We start from the raw sequence: 17,476 nt of genomic DNA, 5'->3' as shown, positions 1-17,476 counted from the left end.
AGTTAATGGCTTTTGGAAGATGTAATTTGCAATATTACGTTTAAGTATTTTTTAAACAATTTCACATCATACTCTTCAAAATTTTTAACATCCATATATTCTTTTTGTAAATTTTTATTATTAATCTCTGTTTTTCTATAATAAATATCTGCTTGCCACCAAAAAACACCACTCACTTTTTTTCCTTGCACTTCAGTTTCTAAAATATCATTTATATAAGTACGAAAAGATTGTAAAGGAATGTTCATTAAACCGAAATGCTGATTACTAGGGTGATACCTGTGCCAAATAACTGGATACACTGGTTTATTAAATTTTTTTCCAATGGTAAGCGCCAATTCTACGTTTTGTTTTATATAATTAGTATTTAAAACAGATTTTACTTCTGAATCTGTATAAAACATATAAACACTATTGGCCAAAAAATCTACTTTTTTATAAAGAGGAGCAAGAAGAAGGTTTTTATTTTGCCATACTGCATCAGGATTCCAAAATTCTCTAGAAGGAACACCATAATACCCTACCTTAATATTGGGTCTGTTTTTCTTGATAAAATCAATTGCAGAAATAAATTGACTCATGGATTCTTTATAGTTATTTTTAGACCATAAATCATCATATACTTTCCCCTCCCAATCCAATACTAAATATGCTTTAGTATCCTTCATGGGAAATTTATTATTTAAAGATTCATTTAGCTTTTTAAAATCAATTCTCCCGTTCGTAACAAATTCATCTTCATAAAAAAAATCTAAAAAAATTAAATTATTGTTTTTTATAAAACTCTTTTGAGACTTGCTGGATGGCTCACCGGCAAAGAAAACTTTAAATTGACCATAATAAAATTGACTCGAGATTAATAGAATCAAAATCATTACACTATTAAAATTGATATTTTTCATTTCACCAAAATTATAAAAATAAAGCGTAATTTGGGTAAAATACCATACCTTTTATTTTATTTAAGAATAATAATTGATCCTATATAATAAATATTACTTGCTCCATAAATTTTCCTCCTGAGAATTATATTTTTTTCAACGTTAATTTATAAGCATTTATCGAGCCATCTCTTTTGTCACTTTGATAAAGCATGAATGTATTGAATTTGTCATTAGTTGAAATAGGTAATAAACTAGATTTATATGTATTTTCTTTAAATAATGGATTTGGTAAAACTTTAAAATTCTTACCATCTGATGAATAAGCTAACCATAAACTTTGCCCATTAGATAGTCCTACCAAACCAGCATTAATTAACATAAAAAATTTATTGTCATACTTTACCACTTCTATATGCCATGGATCAAAGGTTTCCCCCCATGGTCTAGAGTCAAACGAACAAATATTCTCCGCACTGTAAGTCCCAAAAGTACCATCTGGTACTGTATCTTCTCTTCTGAAAACAAAAGCGGTTGTCTGATTCCCTTGAGGAGGATAAGGATTTTTAACAGTAGAATATACTACGTCATAACAATACCATTTCCCTTTATCTTCTATGAAAGATGGACTTGCAATAATAGAGGCATCGTCTATACCCGGCGTGATTTTATTTGATGCATACAAAAGTTTTCTATTAGACCAATCTATTCCATTATTTGACTGCTTCACTACTGTAGCCCGAAGATATAAATTATTATCTCCAAAAAAATTTTTTGGAAAACCACACCCTCTGTAGTATAAGTAAAAAGTATTATTAAAATAGACCAAATTTGTATCACTCCAATAGTTATGATATGGGCCTTTAATAGCTTTATCAATTGGATTTTTAATTCCGTTTGGTTCTACCCAGTTTAATCCATCTTTAGAACAGAGAATATGTGGATTTTCATAAGCATCACCATCATTTTGTTGTGCAATAATGCCGAAATGTGGAGTCATCGCACACCAATATTTATAACCATTTACTCCTTGAGGAATATAAATAATACTTGGATGTGCAATACCCGATGTAGAAAGCTGTAAAGTAGGACCATCATTTGCTCCAAAGTAGGATTCTCTACCTACCGCTACTGTATTAAAAGTAAGTTTTTCTTTTTCTAATTCCATAGAAAAGAACTCTACGTTTGTTTTAGGTAACGCTATAGGTTCCGTTTTATGTTCTCCAGTCATATTTGAATCATCACAAGATAAAATCATTAAAGAGAGACATATAAAAAAAATAATTTTATTCATCGTTTATCACTTTTTTTGCCTGCTTACTATAAGAAAAGAAATCAGCAGCTAAAATAGTGTTTTTAAGCAAATTAAAATATTTTTTTTTATCTAAAATTATAGTTCTTAGCCAATATTTAATTTCTTGAATGTTGTTTCCATTAAAAATGACACAATTTTCATTTACATTCACATGATGCATCCCTTCAATGCCATTAAATAGGCATGGTATTTTATTTGCAATAGCCTGTTCCCACAACACAGAATGTGTTCCAGGAAATACAGCTAAATCAGAACAAAAAAATAATTCATTGATTTCTTTACTATTTAACCAACCTGCATTTATTACTGTCTTATTATCTGTATTTTCGGATATAATTTTTTTAACAGCAGGGCTAATATTTTCAGAAAAAGAGCCAAAATATATTAGTTTTACCTTTTTTTCTAGATTCTTATTTTCCTCTGTAAAAGCTTGAATTAAAAGGTGTAAGTTTTTAAAGTCATCAATTTTACCTCCAGATATTAAAACAAAATCATTTTTATCTAGAGCGTATTTTTCCCTTAGTTCGCTTTTTGTATTATTTTCTGTAATTTCTTTAATTAAAAAATCATCTGCAGCTAGAGGTAAAAGTTCTAACTTATTTTGATTAACCTTGTAAACCTCTTGAAGAAATTTACATCTAATAGGTGTTACTCCATAAATTTTTTCACAAAAAGGTTCAATCATTTTAGTGCATTTCCTCCAAATAATTTTGTGTAAAATATTTAAGGACAACCAATTTCTACCACTATTATAAAAATCTGCATGACTATCTGCAACCACTTTTATTTTTCTGTATGATTTTAAAAATTTTATTACGGTAAAAATGCTCAAAAATTGAGTACCATGAATAAATAAAAAATCTGGTTTTATTTCATTAAGTGTTTTCAGCAATCCTTTATAGATTCTAAATTTCTTTGTGAAAGAATTAGAGAAAGCATGGGGTAGTCTTATCAACTTAATGTTGTAATTAATATCATAAACTCCAGGAGTAACCTCATCCATTTTTCGCCCATCTTCACTTAATTTAAAAATAGGAGCTAAGATATATACTTCATGTCCTTGTAGGCTATGATATTTTGTAAGTAAATTGTCTTGATAAGTGAAATTTTCATTAAACTGACCTGTTAGACATATATGTATAATCTTCATTTATTAAAAAAGTTTATAAAATAATTTAAAAAGTAACCAAACCGGCAAATAAATTAATCTGGAAAAAAATTCATTATTTTTTGGATTAATTTTGTTTATCCGTGAGGAAAAGTAATACAGAGTTCTTGCTACAAAATTTACTTTTTTCCCATTTAACGTAAAATTTTCATTCTTTAGGTAAATGTATATAAAATGTCTAGCTCTTAATTGAATTGAAGCCATTTTGGAAGCATTCCCCCCCCTCACTCTTACCAATGTTAATTTTTTATTCAATTTATGCAATGGATAAAGTGACAACAAATTAAACCATAATAATGTATCCTCACCAAACCTTGTATTTTCTATAAATCTAAGTGTTTTATTATTTTTTAAAATTTCGGTTCGAATCATTACTGTAGGTGTGGCAATATTACAACTAAAAAGAAACTTCTGAAAAACATCACCACTGATAATTTCATTTTTAGTTTTTAATAACTTTTTCGTTCCGTCTTCAAAAAACTGATAAGCGGTAACTCCCCAAATTTTATTGTTTTCTTCTAAATGCTTTATTTGTAACTCTAATTTATTGAGTTCCCAAAGATCGTCTGAATCTAAGAAACATATATAATCACCCGTAGCTTTTTCAATCCCTAAATTTCTAGCTACTGCTGGACCGCTATTTTTTATTTTAAAATATCTAATGTCTTGATATTTTAGCAGAACATCATTAATATCTTCTGTAGATCCATCATTTATTAATAGAACTTCAAAATTTTTATAAGTCTGATTGAAAACTGTTTTTAAAGCCTCATCTAACCATATTTTTCCAGAAAAAAATGGAATAACTATACTGATAGATTTAGAATTATTCATAAAAAGTTTATAGTTTTAATGCTCTATTTTCATTTTTGACAAAGAATATGATTGGTATAAAGAAATAAAATTAAAAATAGAACTGCTTAAACAATACAATGATAAAGCCCAAAATGGATTCTTAAAATGTATTCCTCCTATTAAAATCATTATAAAACCTACTATAAAATTAGCAAATTGAATTTGCATTATTTTTTTTTGTTTATTTCTTATATGAAAAAGTGTATTGAATGGGATGGTAATAAACTCTGTAAAAAGCAGAACAGAAAGGATTTTAGAGTAATATCCTGCATCAATCCATTTATCTCCAAAAAACAAATTGAATAAAAAAGGAGAATAAAAGAATAAAAATGAATAAATAGGTAGCCCTAGAAAAAATAATTTTTTAAAAGTACTGATGTATAACTTTTTACATTCTCCAAAAGTTCTTATTGTGTCTATTGCTTCATTTCTGAATACATTTGAAATTGAATTGGTAATAATAATATTTGGCAGTCTCAGCATTCTATTGGAAAAAGAATATAGCCCCACTACTGTAGCACTGAAGAGAAAAGTAAATATCATTGGGATATATTGTTGTGTTATGGTAATTGATAAATCAGACCATAAAGAATATTTAGGAAAAGAAATAAATCTATATGCTACACTTAACACTTCTTTATCCAAAGAAAATTCTGAAAATGAGAACTCAGTAAAAAACAAAAAAGTTACGGATAAAGCAACGCCAAATATTAACCCAAAAACTAATCCATTATTGATATTCATATATCCTAATAAAATTGTAAAAAGAGTATTAGAAATAACCTGTAAAGCATTAGAAAATGCTATTTTTTTATATTTTTTATTTCTTTGACACCAATACAAAAAAGAGGAATTTAAAACAATCAAAAAAGTATAAATAGGTCCAAAAAATACAATATTGCTACTCAAAAAATTTTTGAAATAAGAAATATCCATTTGATACTTCAAAATCATTAGCGCCACAAAATACAAAAGACTACATAGAAAACCAATTACAGCAATCCAAGTGATGATTTTTTTTGCTTCATGTGTTTTTTCTGGCAAGCCTATTGCGAGTTCATATCTCCCAGTGAATAATATTACTAAAATGGTATTAATACTAGTAAACAGTGAGAGGATACCAAAATCACTTACATTATAAATTCTCGCCAATAGTAATGAAGAAAATACTACAACGATTTGACTAATTATCGTCCCTGATGATAAAATAGTTACCCCTTTTAAAAAAGAATTATTATTTGAATTAAGTTTTAACATCCCTAAAATTCTCTCATTTTATGTTTTTAGAAGATAGCAAAATCCCCATTCCTGAAGACAAAACCATCATATTATATATTGCACCTGAAAACATATTCTGAGAAAAACCATTAATTAACAAAATAAGTGCAATTAAAAAGACTTTATCATTTTTTACAAGTTTTGATGCATTGATAAAACTTTTAATTATCGGTGGGACAAAAAGCAAAAATCCCACCAAACCAGTAGCCATTAAAGTTTCTAAAAACATGTTATGAGGGTATATTCCAGAGACTTCTATTCTACCACCTAATAAAGGGTAATCTGTAAAATGATTCCAAGCATCTGCCCATAATTCATTTCTACCACTGCTATCCCCTCCTTCTAATGTGTTTTCTGCTCTTTCAAATAAATTACTTCCAATCCTATCCGCTATGTTAATCAATAAAGGAATTGAAATAATGCTCAAAACCATTAACAAAATTTTTCTTTTAAAATTACTGTAGTAAACCATTGCTGCAACCGATGCAATAATAGCTATTAAAGAACCTCTTGAAGCGCCGAGGAAAAAAATGATCAAAGCAGAGCTAATCACTAAAAAAAGGTAAACTTTTTTATAGAAAGTATTCTTTTGAAAGAGAAGGGCATATATACAAAGGGAAATACCAAGTGCACTACCATAAGAAAGTGCAAGTGGACTTATGGTAGATTCTGTATCTGAGTCTTGATATACCAAAAGACTAATTCTACCTACGCCAGAACCAATGGCATCAGAATAAAAATAGATGGATATTAAAGACAATAAAAATGTAGACAGTATTATTGCATTAAAAACCAATTTGCTGTATTTTCTAAAATCAAAACTAGCAAAGGATATTAATGGCAAGAAAGTCATGATTACGAAATAAAAAATATACTCTTGCCATGATTTTTTAAGGGGCATAAATTCTGATGTATACAACTGATTATCTGTATAAAACACTTTAAAAAGATATAGTATTGAGAAAAAAAGAAATGCCGAAAAATAATGAATTTTAATTTTTTCTAGTATTATAAATCTGAAGAGATATATCATCAGAGAAAACTGCAAAACCCTAATAGGAACAGAGTAAAATCTAGACATTTCTGAATATCCAGTCGCAATTATAACTTCTAGCCCAATATAGTAACCAGAAAAAAGAAAAAAACTTAATAAATATATCGAGATACTTTTCACAAATTACAATATTAGTATTACTAGATTGACTCGTAATAAAAACAAAATCAACCTATCATATATCTTATTAACATGTATTGACCTCTAATGTTATTTGATTTGTTTAACACGCTTCCAATTATAGTTTCAATCTATGTTTTAATTTATCAAAAAAACTGAGTTCTTTTTGACCATATCCGTATCCATATTTGTTACCATATCCCAAATAATCTTTATCTACATCATTTAATACAAAAGCTACATTTTTAATTTTATGAGATTCAATACTTTTATTAGCAAAATCTAAAAGTGATTTTTCGGTATACTTAGATCTAGATACATATAAGGTTACATCTGCTACATCAGAAATTAAGAATGAATCTGTTACTAGCATTAAAGGAGCTGTATCTAAAATAATATAATCATATGTATGAGAAAGTTCGTCTATCAATATTTCGAACTTACCATTAGAAAGTAAATCAGTAGGATTCGGGGGAATACTTCCTGAATAAATCACATCTAAATAAGGATTAAAAATACTTTGGTGAATAATCGAATTTATTTTTGTTTTTTCTTCATGTAAAAATTCTGTAAGACCTATAAGCCCTCTTCTATCAGTATTATATCTCTGTAGTTGTGGGTTTCTTATATCTGCACCAATGATGACTGTTTTTTTTGTAGGACTCGCAATAGTTAAAGCTAAGTTTACTGAAACAAAAGTTTTCCCTTCTCCTTTTACGGTAGAAGTCACAAAAATAACTTTCCCTTTTTTCTTTCTGGTCATGAAATTCATATTGGTAATCAATATCCTAAACGCCTCAGATATAGGAGACATATCATTCATTTTAATCAGTTCATCTTTCCCTTTTTCTAGTTGAGGAATTTCACCGATAACCGGTTTACCATGCGATAATTTTTCAATATCATGTTTAGACTTTACTTTATTATCGAAAAGTTCAAACAAGTAAATAAAAATGAATGGAATAAGAAGTCCTATAATTAATCCTACTAAAAGAATAATCGCAGTTTTGGGAGCTACTTGGTTTCCTTTAAAAGCTTTGTCTATAATTCTAGCTTTAGGAGCAGTAACAGCAAGAGAGATCTGAGTTTCCTCTCTCTTTTGTAGTAAAAGTAAGTATAATGATTCTTTAATTTGTTGTTCACGCTCTATGCTTCTAAAAAGTTTTTCTTGTGTAGGTAGTTTTGAAATTTTATTCGAAACCAAATTTTGTTCATTTTCGTAACTGTTTACCGCCAACTGTAAACCTTCTCTATTTTTTTGGAGATTTTGTAAAATGGTAGGTCTTAGGTTATTGATTTGGTTGGTCACCTCGATTACTAATGGATTTTGAGGAGTCGCATTTTCTAGAAGTTTATTTCTCTCTAGAACTAATTGATTATAATTGGTAATATTTGTAACTGCACCAGGATTGTTTAAGCCTATATTATTCGGAATCACTTGATAACCTCCTTGTTTAGACACAAAAGAGATTAAACTATTAGTTAATTCTAGTTGAGATACTAATTCTAATTGTTTAGCTCTGGCCTCTGCTGATGTTTTAAGTCCAATTTCTCCTTCTATAAGTAAATCTGTAATTTGATTTGCTTTTTTAAATTGTTCTTTTTTAGCTTCTACATTTCCTAAGTCATTTCCAACGTTTGCAATTCTTTCTTCTATGAATTCTGCTGTTTTCTTTGACTCATCATTTTTATCGTTTATAGCATCTGCATTATATACTTCTACCAAATGATTGATAATATCTTTTGCTTTATCCACATTGGGATAATCTATAGATATTTTAATAACTGTAACATCTTTGTTTACCAGAGCTACTTTCAATCTATTTTGAAAATCTTTAGTTTTTGACTCTAGAGAAGAAACTTTAATTAAAAGCTCTTTTTGAGCTAAACTTTTTGTAGGTACAAAATTTTTATTTCTGAGGATTATAATATTTGCATTCGGTAATGATATTACTTTATTAAATTCTGTTTTAATTGTTCCTAATTCATCAGAAGATAAAATAATCTGTTCACCTTTTATTTTTAAAGAAATAGGAGGAACTGGTTTATTTGTTTTTTTTTCGTTTACAATTTTTACAACTATTGGAGAAGTTGCACCATACAATTCTGTATCTCTAAAAAATCCAGAAGTAAAAATATCTGTTTCTAACCCTAAATCTCTAATTACACTAGTCATTAACTTTTTAGATTTAAAAACTTCTATTTCATTTTCTACTCCATCAGAATTCATTTTACCCAATCCTGACAGATCTCTTAGCATTTCAAAATCTTGACCTCCCATCGCGCTTTTTGAATCTTTAATTAGGACAGTAGAAATAGTTTCAAAGACAGGGTTTTGTGTTTTAAGAAAGAAATAGGCTGCCAACAATGCTATAACAACACTAAACACAAACCATTTTAACCTCGTAATATAAGGTCTAATGATTTCATTGATTTGAAATTCTTCTGTATGATTTATAGGATTATTGTTCATTTTCTAATTTTTAAAAATCAAAGCTAAAATGGTTACTACAATTGAGGCTACTGAAATATAAATTCCTGCATTCGGATCTAATCTAGACACTTTTTGTTTTGTTTCATTAGGACTCACTATCACCACATCATTTTGTTTCAAATAAAAATAAGGTGAATTGATAAAATCTGCTTTTGTAAGGTCAATTCTTTCTTTGTTTATTATCCCATCTGAATTTCTTAGAACCAAAATATCGTTTCTGTTACCATAAATAGTAAGATCACCCGCCATTCCTAAAGCACCTAATAAAGTAGTTTGCGCTTCTGGAATATTATAAGTTCCTGGTCTATTTACTTCTCCCAGAATTGTTACTTTATAATTCGTATTTCTTATCGAAACATGAGGATTTATAATGTACTTTGATAATTCTTTTTTTAGAACCTCTTTTAATTCTTCGGTGTTTTGATTCTCAGTATTGATTTTACCAATAATCGGGAAATCTAAAAACCCCTTTGAATCAATAACATATGTAGGTCCTGAAAAACTTGTTTGGTTTTGTGTAGGGGCATTTGAGCTTGGGATGGAATATTGTAAAATTTGACCAGAAGAATAGTTCTGATTAAAAGGTTTTACTACTTCCATATCTTTAGCAGTTACTAAAATTACTAATTGGTCATTAGCTTGTATTTTAGATTTAGCATTTTTAATAGTGGCTTCTAATGCAATATCTTCTATATTTTGCATATAATTTAAATCTTTTTTGGGGGTACAAGAAATAAAAAATAAAAATAGAAGATTTAAAAATATAATGATTTGTTTTTTCATATTAAGTAATTAAAGTTTAAAAGTACTATTTTTTAAAACTCCTTTAACGTCATAAATTATTGATTTTTTGTTTTGAAATACAGAAAAATCCAGATCTAAAAATTCTTTATGTGCAACACCTACAACGATGGCATCAAATTTTTTATTTGGAATGGTATTTTGGCACTCTAATTTATATTCATGGTGTACTTCTTCAGGATTTGCCCATGGATCAAAAGTCGTTACTTTTACCCCGAAATCTTCTAGCGCTCTAATTACGTCTACGATTTTGGTATTTCTTACATCTGGACAATTTTCTTTAAAGGTAATTCCCAACATTAAGATTTCGGCACCATTTACATTGATGTCTTTCTTAATCATGGTTTTGATGACTTGTTCTGCCACGTATTGCCCCATGGAATCATTCAGTCTTCTCCCTGCCAAAATAATTTCTGGATGATAGCCAAATTCTTGTGCTTTTTGAGCCAAATAATATGGGTCTACTCCGATGCAGTGTCCGCCAACCAAACCAGGTTTAAAAGGCAAGAAATTCCATTTGGTTCCTGCAGCTTTCAACACTTCATGCGTATCAATATTCATGAGATTGAATATTTTAGCCAATTCATTTACAAAAGCGATATTGATATCTCTTTGAGAATTTTCAATCACTTTAGCTGCTTCTGCCACCTTGATGGTTGGAGCTAAATGCGTTCCTGCTGTAATGACAGATTTATATAAATCATCTACAATTTTCCCAATTTCTGGGGTAGAACCCGATGTTACTTTCAGAATTTTTTCTACAGTATGTTCTTTGTCTCCTGGATTGATTCTTTCTGGAGAATATCCGGCAAAGAAATCTACGTTAAAGGTAAGTCCAGAAACTTTTTCAAGCACTGGAATACACTCTTCTTCTGTTACACCAGGATAAACGGTAGATTCGTAAATAACAATATCTCCTTTTTTTAGCACTTTTCCAACGGTTTCGCTGGACTTATATAGAGGTGTTAAAACTGGTCTATTGTTTTTATCGACAGGAGTAGGAACGGTAATGATGTAGATATTCGCATCTGCAATATCTTCTATTTGGTCTGAACAAAAAAGTCCAGTTTTGTCTTTAGAAGGATTTTCATTTAATAAAACTGATTGTAACAACTGGTCTTCTACTTCTAAGGTTGCATCTTTTCCTGATTTGAGTTCTTTTACTCTTGCCGCATTGATATCAAATCCTACGACTGGATATTTAGTAGCGAATAGTCTTGCCAAAGGTAATCCTACGTATCCTAAACCTATTACTGTAATTTTATGATTCATCACGATTATTGTTTTAAATTTTCCCAATACCACTTCACGGCTTCTCCAAGCCCTTCTTTCATGGAAAATTTCGGATTATAATTTAATAGTGTTTTTGCTTTTTCTATACTGGCTAGAGAATGGGGAACATCTCCTTTTCTATAATCGCCGTATACTACCTCTACTTTTGAAATTTCTGCATCAAATTCTGAAAGGTATTCTTTCAAATATTTCACCAAATCATTTAAGGTTGTTCTTTCTCCAAAAGCGGTATTGTAAACTTGATTGAGTGCTTCTTCATTTTCTACAGTTAATGCCAAGAGATTCATTAGAATAACATTATCGATATAAGTAAAATCTCTAGAATACTCACCGCCTCCATTAATCACTGGTGATTCATAGTTCATGAATTGCATTACAAATTTAGGAATTACCGCAGCATAGGCGCCATTTGGATTTTGCTTTCTTCCGAAGACATTAAAATACCTAAGACCAATGGTATTAAAATCATAAGTCTTTTTAAAGACATCAGCATATAACTCATTTACATATTTGGTTATTGCGTATGGTGAAAGCGGCTTACCAATTCTTTCTTCAATTTTGGGCAATGCTTCAGAATCTCCGTAAGTAGAAGAACTCGCTGCATAGATGAGTCTTTTTACACCAGCATCTCTTGCTGCCACTAACATATTTAAGAAACCACCTACATTGACTTCATTACTTGTAATAGGATCATTGATAGAACGAGGAACCGAACCTAGCGCTGCTTCATGCAAGACAAAATCTTGATTTTCGCAAGCTTTATTACAAGTTTCTAAGTTTCTTATATCTCCTTCGATAAGTGTGAAATTGGGATTCTGAAGACACGCTTCAATATTTTCTTTTCTTCCTGTAGAAAAATTATCTAGACAAGTCACGATTGCTCCTAAATCTAAGAGTGTCTCACAAAGATTAGAGCCGATAAAACCAGCTCCACCTGTAACCAATATTTTTTTATTTTTAAATTTATCTGTATTACTACTATTTAGCATGTTTAATGAAAATTTTCTACATTAAAGCACCAGAAAAACTCACTTTTTCCAAGTAAAATCCTTTTCTAGAATCCCTTCAGCAGGGCAAATATACAATTTATTATTTATCTAATTTTTCGAATATAGAATTATTGCTGATAAACTCTGGGACGATTTTTTTAAGCAGCTTTACCACCTCTATTTTATCTCTTCTTAACGCAGCTTTTGTAATTTTATTTGCAAGTGTTTCAATTTCTTCAAACTCCATGTGAGGATCTATAGAAACCATTATTTTTTCGTGAGGTGTAGGAAGGTTTTTAGTATCATCACTTAATAATTCCTCATACAATTTTTCGCCAGGTCTCAGTCCTGTATATTTTAATTTAATATCGATTTCTGGTTCTAGTCCAGAAAGTTTAATCATCTTAATCGCCAAATCCTTTATTTTTACAGGAGCTCCCATATCAAAAACGAAAATTTCCCCACCTTTACCCATGGTTCCAGCTTGTAGCACTAATTCGCAAGCTTCTGGAATGGTCATGAAATATCTAACAATTTCTGGGTGAGTGATGGTAACGGGTCCTCCTTTTTCGATTTGCTTTTTAAAGTGAGGTATCACAGAGCCATTACTTCCTAAAACGTTTCCAAACCTTGTGGTAATAAACTTGGTGGTGTTTCCTGGCACATCTTGTAAGGCTTGTACTAATAATTCTGCAGCTCGCTTAGAAGCCCCCATTACGTTAGTAGGATTCACTGCTTTATCCGTAGAAATCATGACAAATCTATTGATATTGTATTTACAAGAAAGTGTTGCTAGATTTTTGGTTCCGAAAACATTTACTAAAATAGCTTCGTGAGGATTATTTTCTATTAGGGGAACGTGCTTATATGCTGCAGCATGATAGACCATTGAGAAATTATATCTCTCAAAAAGTGGTTCTAATCTATGTTTATTAGAAATATCTCCCAAGACAAATTTAAAGTTAATGTCTGGATATTTCTCTTCCATTTCCAATTGTATTTCATGCAGAGGGGTTTCTGCTTGGTCTAAAACTACAATAAGAGAAGGTTTAAACTGCGCAACTTGTCTTACGATTTCACTTCCTATGGAACCAGCGCCTCCGGTTACTAAGACTGCTTTTTCGAAATGACGTTTCATCACTTCTTCATTTTGAATAGAAATAGGTTCCCTATCTAACAAGTCTTCAATTTGAAGATTTCTAATATTGGCTTCAATTTTTTTATTGCTGAATTCTTCTACCATTGGTGCTTGAAGAATTTCTAGATCTTTATCAAGCAAAATATTCACCCACTCTTCCAGTTCTTCCTTGGTTAATCTTTCTTTCAATATTAAAACACCTTCTAACCCAATTTGTTCTTTAGTTTTATTAAGGAATTTATCTTGAGTTAAGATTTTAAGCCCTAAAATTTTAGCATATTTAGAGTCATTTCTTTTGGTTAAGAAACCCGTTAATTCGTATGGTAAATTGTCATTATCTAAAATAGCTCCCGCCATAGCCACAGAATGGTCTGAGATTCCCAAAATCATAATTCTCTTTTTCTGAGTGCTTGCTTTAACATGCTTAATAAAATAAAATGCTTGTTTCACCGCTAATCTAAAGACTAGCAATGCGGTAAAAGATATTACAAAATACAGCAGTAAAAGAGGAGTGTAAAATAATTTGGTTTTTGTTAGCCAAAAAGTAGAATACTTTAGCACCAATAAACTTACTGTAGTTATAAAAGACGACCAAAATATTTTTTGAATATCAATAAAAGTAGAATGTCTTATAATGCCCGCAAAGGTTTTGAAGACATACATGAATATGATGTTGGTGCCAATAATGACAATATACTTCCATTCTATGGGTAAATACTTTGGAAGAATGGTGATTTTATTTAATATAAAAAAAGCAGCACCCAATGAAACAAATAAAATAAAGACATCAATTAAAAACACCATCCAACGTGGAAGGTATCTTAAACTTGAAATTCTGAGGTAATTATCCCCACTGGTCATTTTGTTTTTAGAACTGTTCGGCATCATTTACAAATAGATTTATCCTAACAAATTTTTTATTACCTTATTAATTCTTTCTTTATCGTCGTCTGTAAGATTAGAGCCAGAAGGCAGGCACAATCCATTATTGAACAGCGTCTCAGCAATATTTGCGCCAAAATACATTTCATTGTCAAAAAGTGGCTGGAAATGCATAGGCTTCCAAAGTGGTCTAGTCTCTATATTCTCTTCTGCAAAGGCCAATCTCCAGAACTCTCTATCTTTATTTCCTGTTTTTTCAGGGTGTATAATGATTGCATTGAGCCAATGATTGGATTGATAATCTTCGGATGGTTCAGTAAATAGTTCTACTCCTTCCTGATTTTTGAAAATATTTTTATAAAACTCGTGATTAGCTCTTCTCTCTGCTACCCTTTGGTCTATCACTTCCATTTGACCTCGCCCTATTCCTGCGCAAATATTGCTTAATCTATAGTTATATCCTACAATAGAATGCTGATAATGTGGTGCGTCATCTTTGGCTTGAGTGGAAAGAAAAACTGCTTTTTGTTTATAAATTTCTTCTTTGAGCACTAATGCCCCTCCTCCAGAAGTGGTAATAATTTTATTTCCATTAAAACTCAAGACAGAAATATCTCCAAATGTTCCACATTTTTGACCTTTATAAGTGCTTCCTAATGCTTCTGCACTATCTTCGATGATAGGAATATTATATTTTTCTGAAATGGCTTTTATTTCTTCTACTTTATACGGCATTCCGTAAAGGCAAACCGTAATAATAGCTTTTGGTTTTTTGCCTTTCTCTATACAAACCTTAATGGCGTCTTCTACTGCAATAGGGCAAAGATTCCAAGTATCTTTTTCACTATCTACAAAAACGGGTATTCCTCCTAAATAGATAATAGGATTAGCTGAAGCGGCAAAAGTAAGGGATTGACAGATAACAAAATCATCTTTTTCTACGCCTAACATGGCTAGTGCAAGATGTAGGGCGGCAGTACCTGTAGAGACTACTGCTACATGAGATTCTTGTCCCAGATAATTTTCTAAGTCTTTTTCGAAGCCATCTACATTTGGTCCTAAAGGAGCAATCCAATTCCCATCAAAAGCTTCTTGAATATATTTCATTTCATTCCCGCTCATGTGCGGAGAAGAAAGCCAAATTTTTGATTTATTGTTCACGTAATTCACTCAATTTAATAATTTTACCCGGGTTTCCTACCACTGTGGCTCCTGCAGGGACATCTTTTATAATCACTGCACCAGCTCCTACAATTGCATCTTTACCTATGGTTACCCCTGGGATAATTCTCGCTCCAATTCCTATCTGCGCACGTTTTTTTATGGTAATATTTCCAGCCAAAGTTACGGAAGGCGAAATATGCACAAAATCTTCAATTACGCAATCATGCTCTATCACAGATGCTGTATTGATAATGCAATGGTTTCCTATCTTCACTTCTGCATTTACACAAACTTGTGGCATCACTACTGTTCCATCTCCTAATTCTGAGAATCTAGAAACAAAAGCACTTCTGTGAATCAAGGTTTCGAAGGTACAAATTCCAGAGAGTTTATTTACAATTTTTTCTCTGGCATTGGCATCTCCTACGGCTACAATTACCTTGTGCTTTCTTAATAATTCTTCTGTAGGTTTGTAAATTTCGAGATGGTGGAAAAAATCTGCAGGAGGATTGTCATCTACCAGATATTCTAATAACATATCATTTGATAAAATGATATCGTAAATCACTTTTGCATGACCACCTGCACCGTATAAAACTAGACTATTCATTTCCTTTAAAAGCAATATTAGTAGCTTCTCCTTCTCGATTTACTCCTTCTAATTTAAGCACTTTTTTCAAAGTTAAGAACATTATTTGTAAATCAAGCAAAAAACTCAGATTTTCTACATACCAAACGTCAAACATGAATTTTTTTTCCCATTCTACAGCATTTCTTCCATTGATTTGTGCCCAGCCAGTAATGCCCGGTTTTATGAGATGTCTTTTCTTTTGAAAATCATTATAAAGAGGCAGGTATTCTGGGAGTAATGGTCTAGGCCCTATGAGACTCATGTTTCCTAGGAGCACATTGATGAGTTGTGGGATTTCGTCTAAAGAAGTTTTTCTTACTAATTTACCAATGCTGGTTAATCGTTCTTCATCTGGTAAGAGATTCCCATGAGCATCTCTTTTATCGTTCATGGTTCTAAACTTGATAATTTTAAAAATTTCCTCGTTTTTTCCGGGTCTATTTTGTAGAAAAAAAACTTTTCCTCTATTGGCAAACAATAAAGCGATAAATACTATCAGAAAAATAGGACTCGTAACGATTATTCCTAATAACGACAGCACAAAATCTAATAAAGGTTTAAAAAATTTTTTATACATAACAACCCACAAATTTACTTTTTTTTTTCAGGGAATGGTTATTTTTTTAACATTTTTTTAAGACTGAAATTGATTCACAATTTCTTCGTATTCATAACCTTTTGACATCAAGAATTTTATCAATTTCTGTTTTCTTTGATAATCTTTCAATCCTTTGTAAGTGGGTAATAGTTTTTCGATAAAATCACGAATGGTATCTTGATAATCACGCTCATCTATTTCCGAAAAAGATTTGACAATGAGTTTATCTGAAATTCCTTTGAGACGGAGTTGTTGCTTGATTTTATTTTTTCCCCATTTTTTGATGTAGAATTTTCCTCGGGTGAAACTTTTGGCAAAGCGTTCTTCGTTTAAGTAGTTCTCTTTTATGAGATAGAGGATTATTTCTTCCTTTGCTTCAGGAATCAGGACAAATTCTTTCATTTTTTGTTCTACTTCTGCATGGCATCTGTCTTGGTAGACACAAAAATTGACTAATTTTTGCTTAATTTCTTGAAAGGGAAAAAGTTTTTTTTCTTGCATATTTACAAAAATAAAAAACCGAAAGTTAACTTCCGGTTTTTTTTAATTTATTTAACCATTTTACGATTTTTCATTTTGTACTGATAAACCATTATTGCAGATGCTGTAATAGCCAAAAATGGTAAATAATCATCAATAGGAATTTCTTCATCACCCGGTGGATTTCCTGGCCCTGCATCTTGTTCTCCTCCAATACCGCCTAAAGCACCACTGGTATTTGTAGTACCTGTAGCTGCATTTTCTGACTGTTGAAATCTATTTTCTTCTGTTTCTTGAGCCTTCACAAAAAATATAGCTAACAAAAGAAACAGTGT

Annotated in this window: 16 protein-coding genes; all 16 read right to left on the bottom strand. The window is 30.7% G+C overall.

Annotated features, from left to right (window positions below):
* Nucleotides 1–2 precede the first annotated feature (2 nt).
* Nucleotides 3–902, bottom strand: a complete 900-nt coding sequence (locus ACT53I_RS01520; protein ID WP_476078116.1) for a hypothetical protein — start codon at nt 900–902, stop codon at nt 3–5.
* Nucleotides 903–1,026: 124 nt separating this feature from the next.
* On the bottom strand, nt 1,027–2,112 hold the full coding sequence (locus tag ACT53I_RS01515; RefSeq protein WP_476078115.1) for a glycoside hydrolase family protein: 1,086 nt from the start codon (nt 2,110–2,112) through the stop codon (nt 1,027–1,029).
* Nucleotides 2,113–2,167: 55 nt separating this feature from the next.
* On the bottom strand, nt 2,168–3,346 hold the full coding sequence (locus ACT53I_RS01510) for a glycosyltransferase (protein WP_476078114.1): 1,179 nt from the start codon (nt 3,344–3,346) through the stop codon (nt 2,168–2,170).
* A 3-nt stretch (nt 3,347–3,349) separates the two neighbouring features.
* Nucleotides 3,350–4,198 carry a glycosyltransferase family A protein gene (locus tag ACT53I_RS01505; protein ID WP_476078113.1) on the bottom strand — a complete coding sequence of 283 codons (849 nt, stop codon included), beginning with the start codon at nt 4,196–4,198 and terminating at the stop codon, nt 3,350–3,352.
* Nucleotides 4,199–4,213: 15 nt separating this feature from the next.
* A complete protein-coding gene (locus ACT53I_RS01500) occupies nt 4,214–5,476 on the bottom strand; it encodes a lipopolysaccharide biosynthesis protein (protein WP_476078112.1) in 1,263 nt (420 codons plus the stop codon).
* A 13-nt stretch (nt 5,477–5,489) separates the two neighbouring features.
* The gene (locus ACT53I_RS01495; RefSeq protein WP_476078111.1) at nt 5,490–6,416 is read right to left on the bottom strand and encodes an O-antigen ligase family protein; all 927 of its coding nucleotides are present in this window, start codon (nt 6,414–6,416) and stop codon (nt 5,490–5,492) included.
* A gap of 373 nt (nt 6,417–6,789) precedes the next feature.
* On the bottom strand, nt 6,790–9,144 hold the full coding sequence (locus tag ACT53I_RS01490) for a GumC family protein (protein WP_476078110.1): 2,355 nt from the start codon (nt 9,142–9,144) through the stop codon (nt 6,790–6,792).
* A gap of 3 nt (nt 9,145–9,147) precedes the next feature.
* Nucleotides 9,148–9,867 carry a polysaccharide biosynthesis/export family protein gene (locus ACT53I_RS01485; protein ID WP_476078109.1) on the bottom strand — a complete coding sequence of 240 codons (720 nt, stop codon included), beginning with the start codon at nt 9,865–9,867 and terminating at the stop codon, nt 9,148–9,150.
* A gap of 90 nt (nt 9,868–9,957) precedes the next feature.
* Nucleotides 9,958–11,238, bottom strand: coding sequence for a nucleotide sugar dehydrogenase (locus tag ACT53I_RS01480; protein ID WP_476079362.1), 1,281 nt, complete (start codon nt 11,236–11,238; stop codon nt 9,958–9,960).
* 5 nt (nt 11,239–11,243) lie between these two features.
* Nucleotides 11,244–12,248 (bottom strand): SDR family oxidoreductase, encoded by a 1,005-nt coding sequence (locus ACT53I_RS01475; protein ID WP_476078108.1) that lies wholly within the window; start codon nt 12,246–12,248, stop codon nt 11,244–11,246.
* A gap of 100 nt (nt 12,249–12,348) precedes the next feature.
* Nucleotides 12,349–14,274: a polysaccharide biosynthesis protein gene (locus tag ACT53I_RS01470; protein WP_476078107.1), complete on the bottom strand. Its 1,926-nt coding sequence runs from the start codon at nt 14,272–14,274 to the stop codon at nt 12,349–12,351.
* A gap of 12 nt (nt 14,275–14,286) precedes the next feature.
* On the bottom strand, nt 14,287–15,390 hold the full coding sequence (locus tag ACT53I_RS01465) for an aminotransferase class I/II-fold pyridoxal phosphate-dependent enzyme (protein ID WP_476079361.1): 1,104 nt from the start codon (nt 15,388–15,390) through the stop codon (nt 14,287–14,289).
* Nucleotides 15,391–15,418: 28 nt separating this feature from the next.
* The gene (locus ACT53I_RS01460) at nt 15,419–16,042 is read right to left on the bottom strand and encodes an acetyltransferase (protein WP_476078106.1); all 624 of its coding nucleotides are present in this window, start codon (nt 16,040–16,042) and stop codon (nt 15,419–15,421) included.
* Complete coding sequence (locus tag ACT53I_RS01455; protein ID WP_476078105.1) at nt 16,035–16,640, bottom strand: sugar transferase; 606 nt, start codon at nt 16,638–16,640, stop codon at nt 16,035–16,037. Before ACT53I_RS01455 ends, ACT53I_RS01460 begins: the two co-directional genes overlap by 8 nt.
* 57 nt (nt 16,641–16,697) lie before the next feature.
* The gene (locus ACT53I_RS01450; RefSeq protein WP_476078104.1) at nt 16,698–17,162 is read right to left on the bottom strand and encodes a regulatory protein RecX; all 465 of its coding nucleotides are present in this window, start codon (nt 17,160–17,162) and stop codon (nt 16,698–16,700) included.
* Nucleotides 17,163–17,209: 47 nt separating this feature from the next.
* The gene (locus tag ACT53I_RS01445) at nt 17,210–17,464 is read right to left on the bottom strand and encodes a hypothetical protein (protein WP_476078103.1); all 255 of its coding nucleotides are present in this window, start codon (nt 17,462–17,464) and stop codon (nt 17,210–17,212) included.
* Nucleotides 17,465–17,476 lie beyond the last annotated feature (12 nt).

This window comes from Cloacibacterium sp. DMC96, from assembly GCF_056313765.1.
Note: the sequence above shows the minus strand (reverse complement) of the source record. Positions and strands in the feature narration are given on the sequence as shown.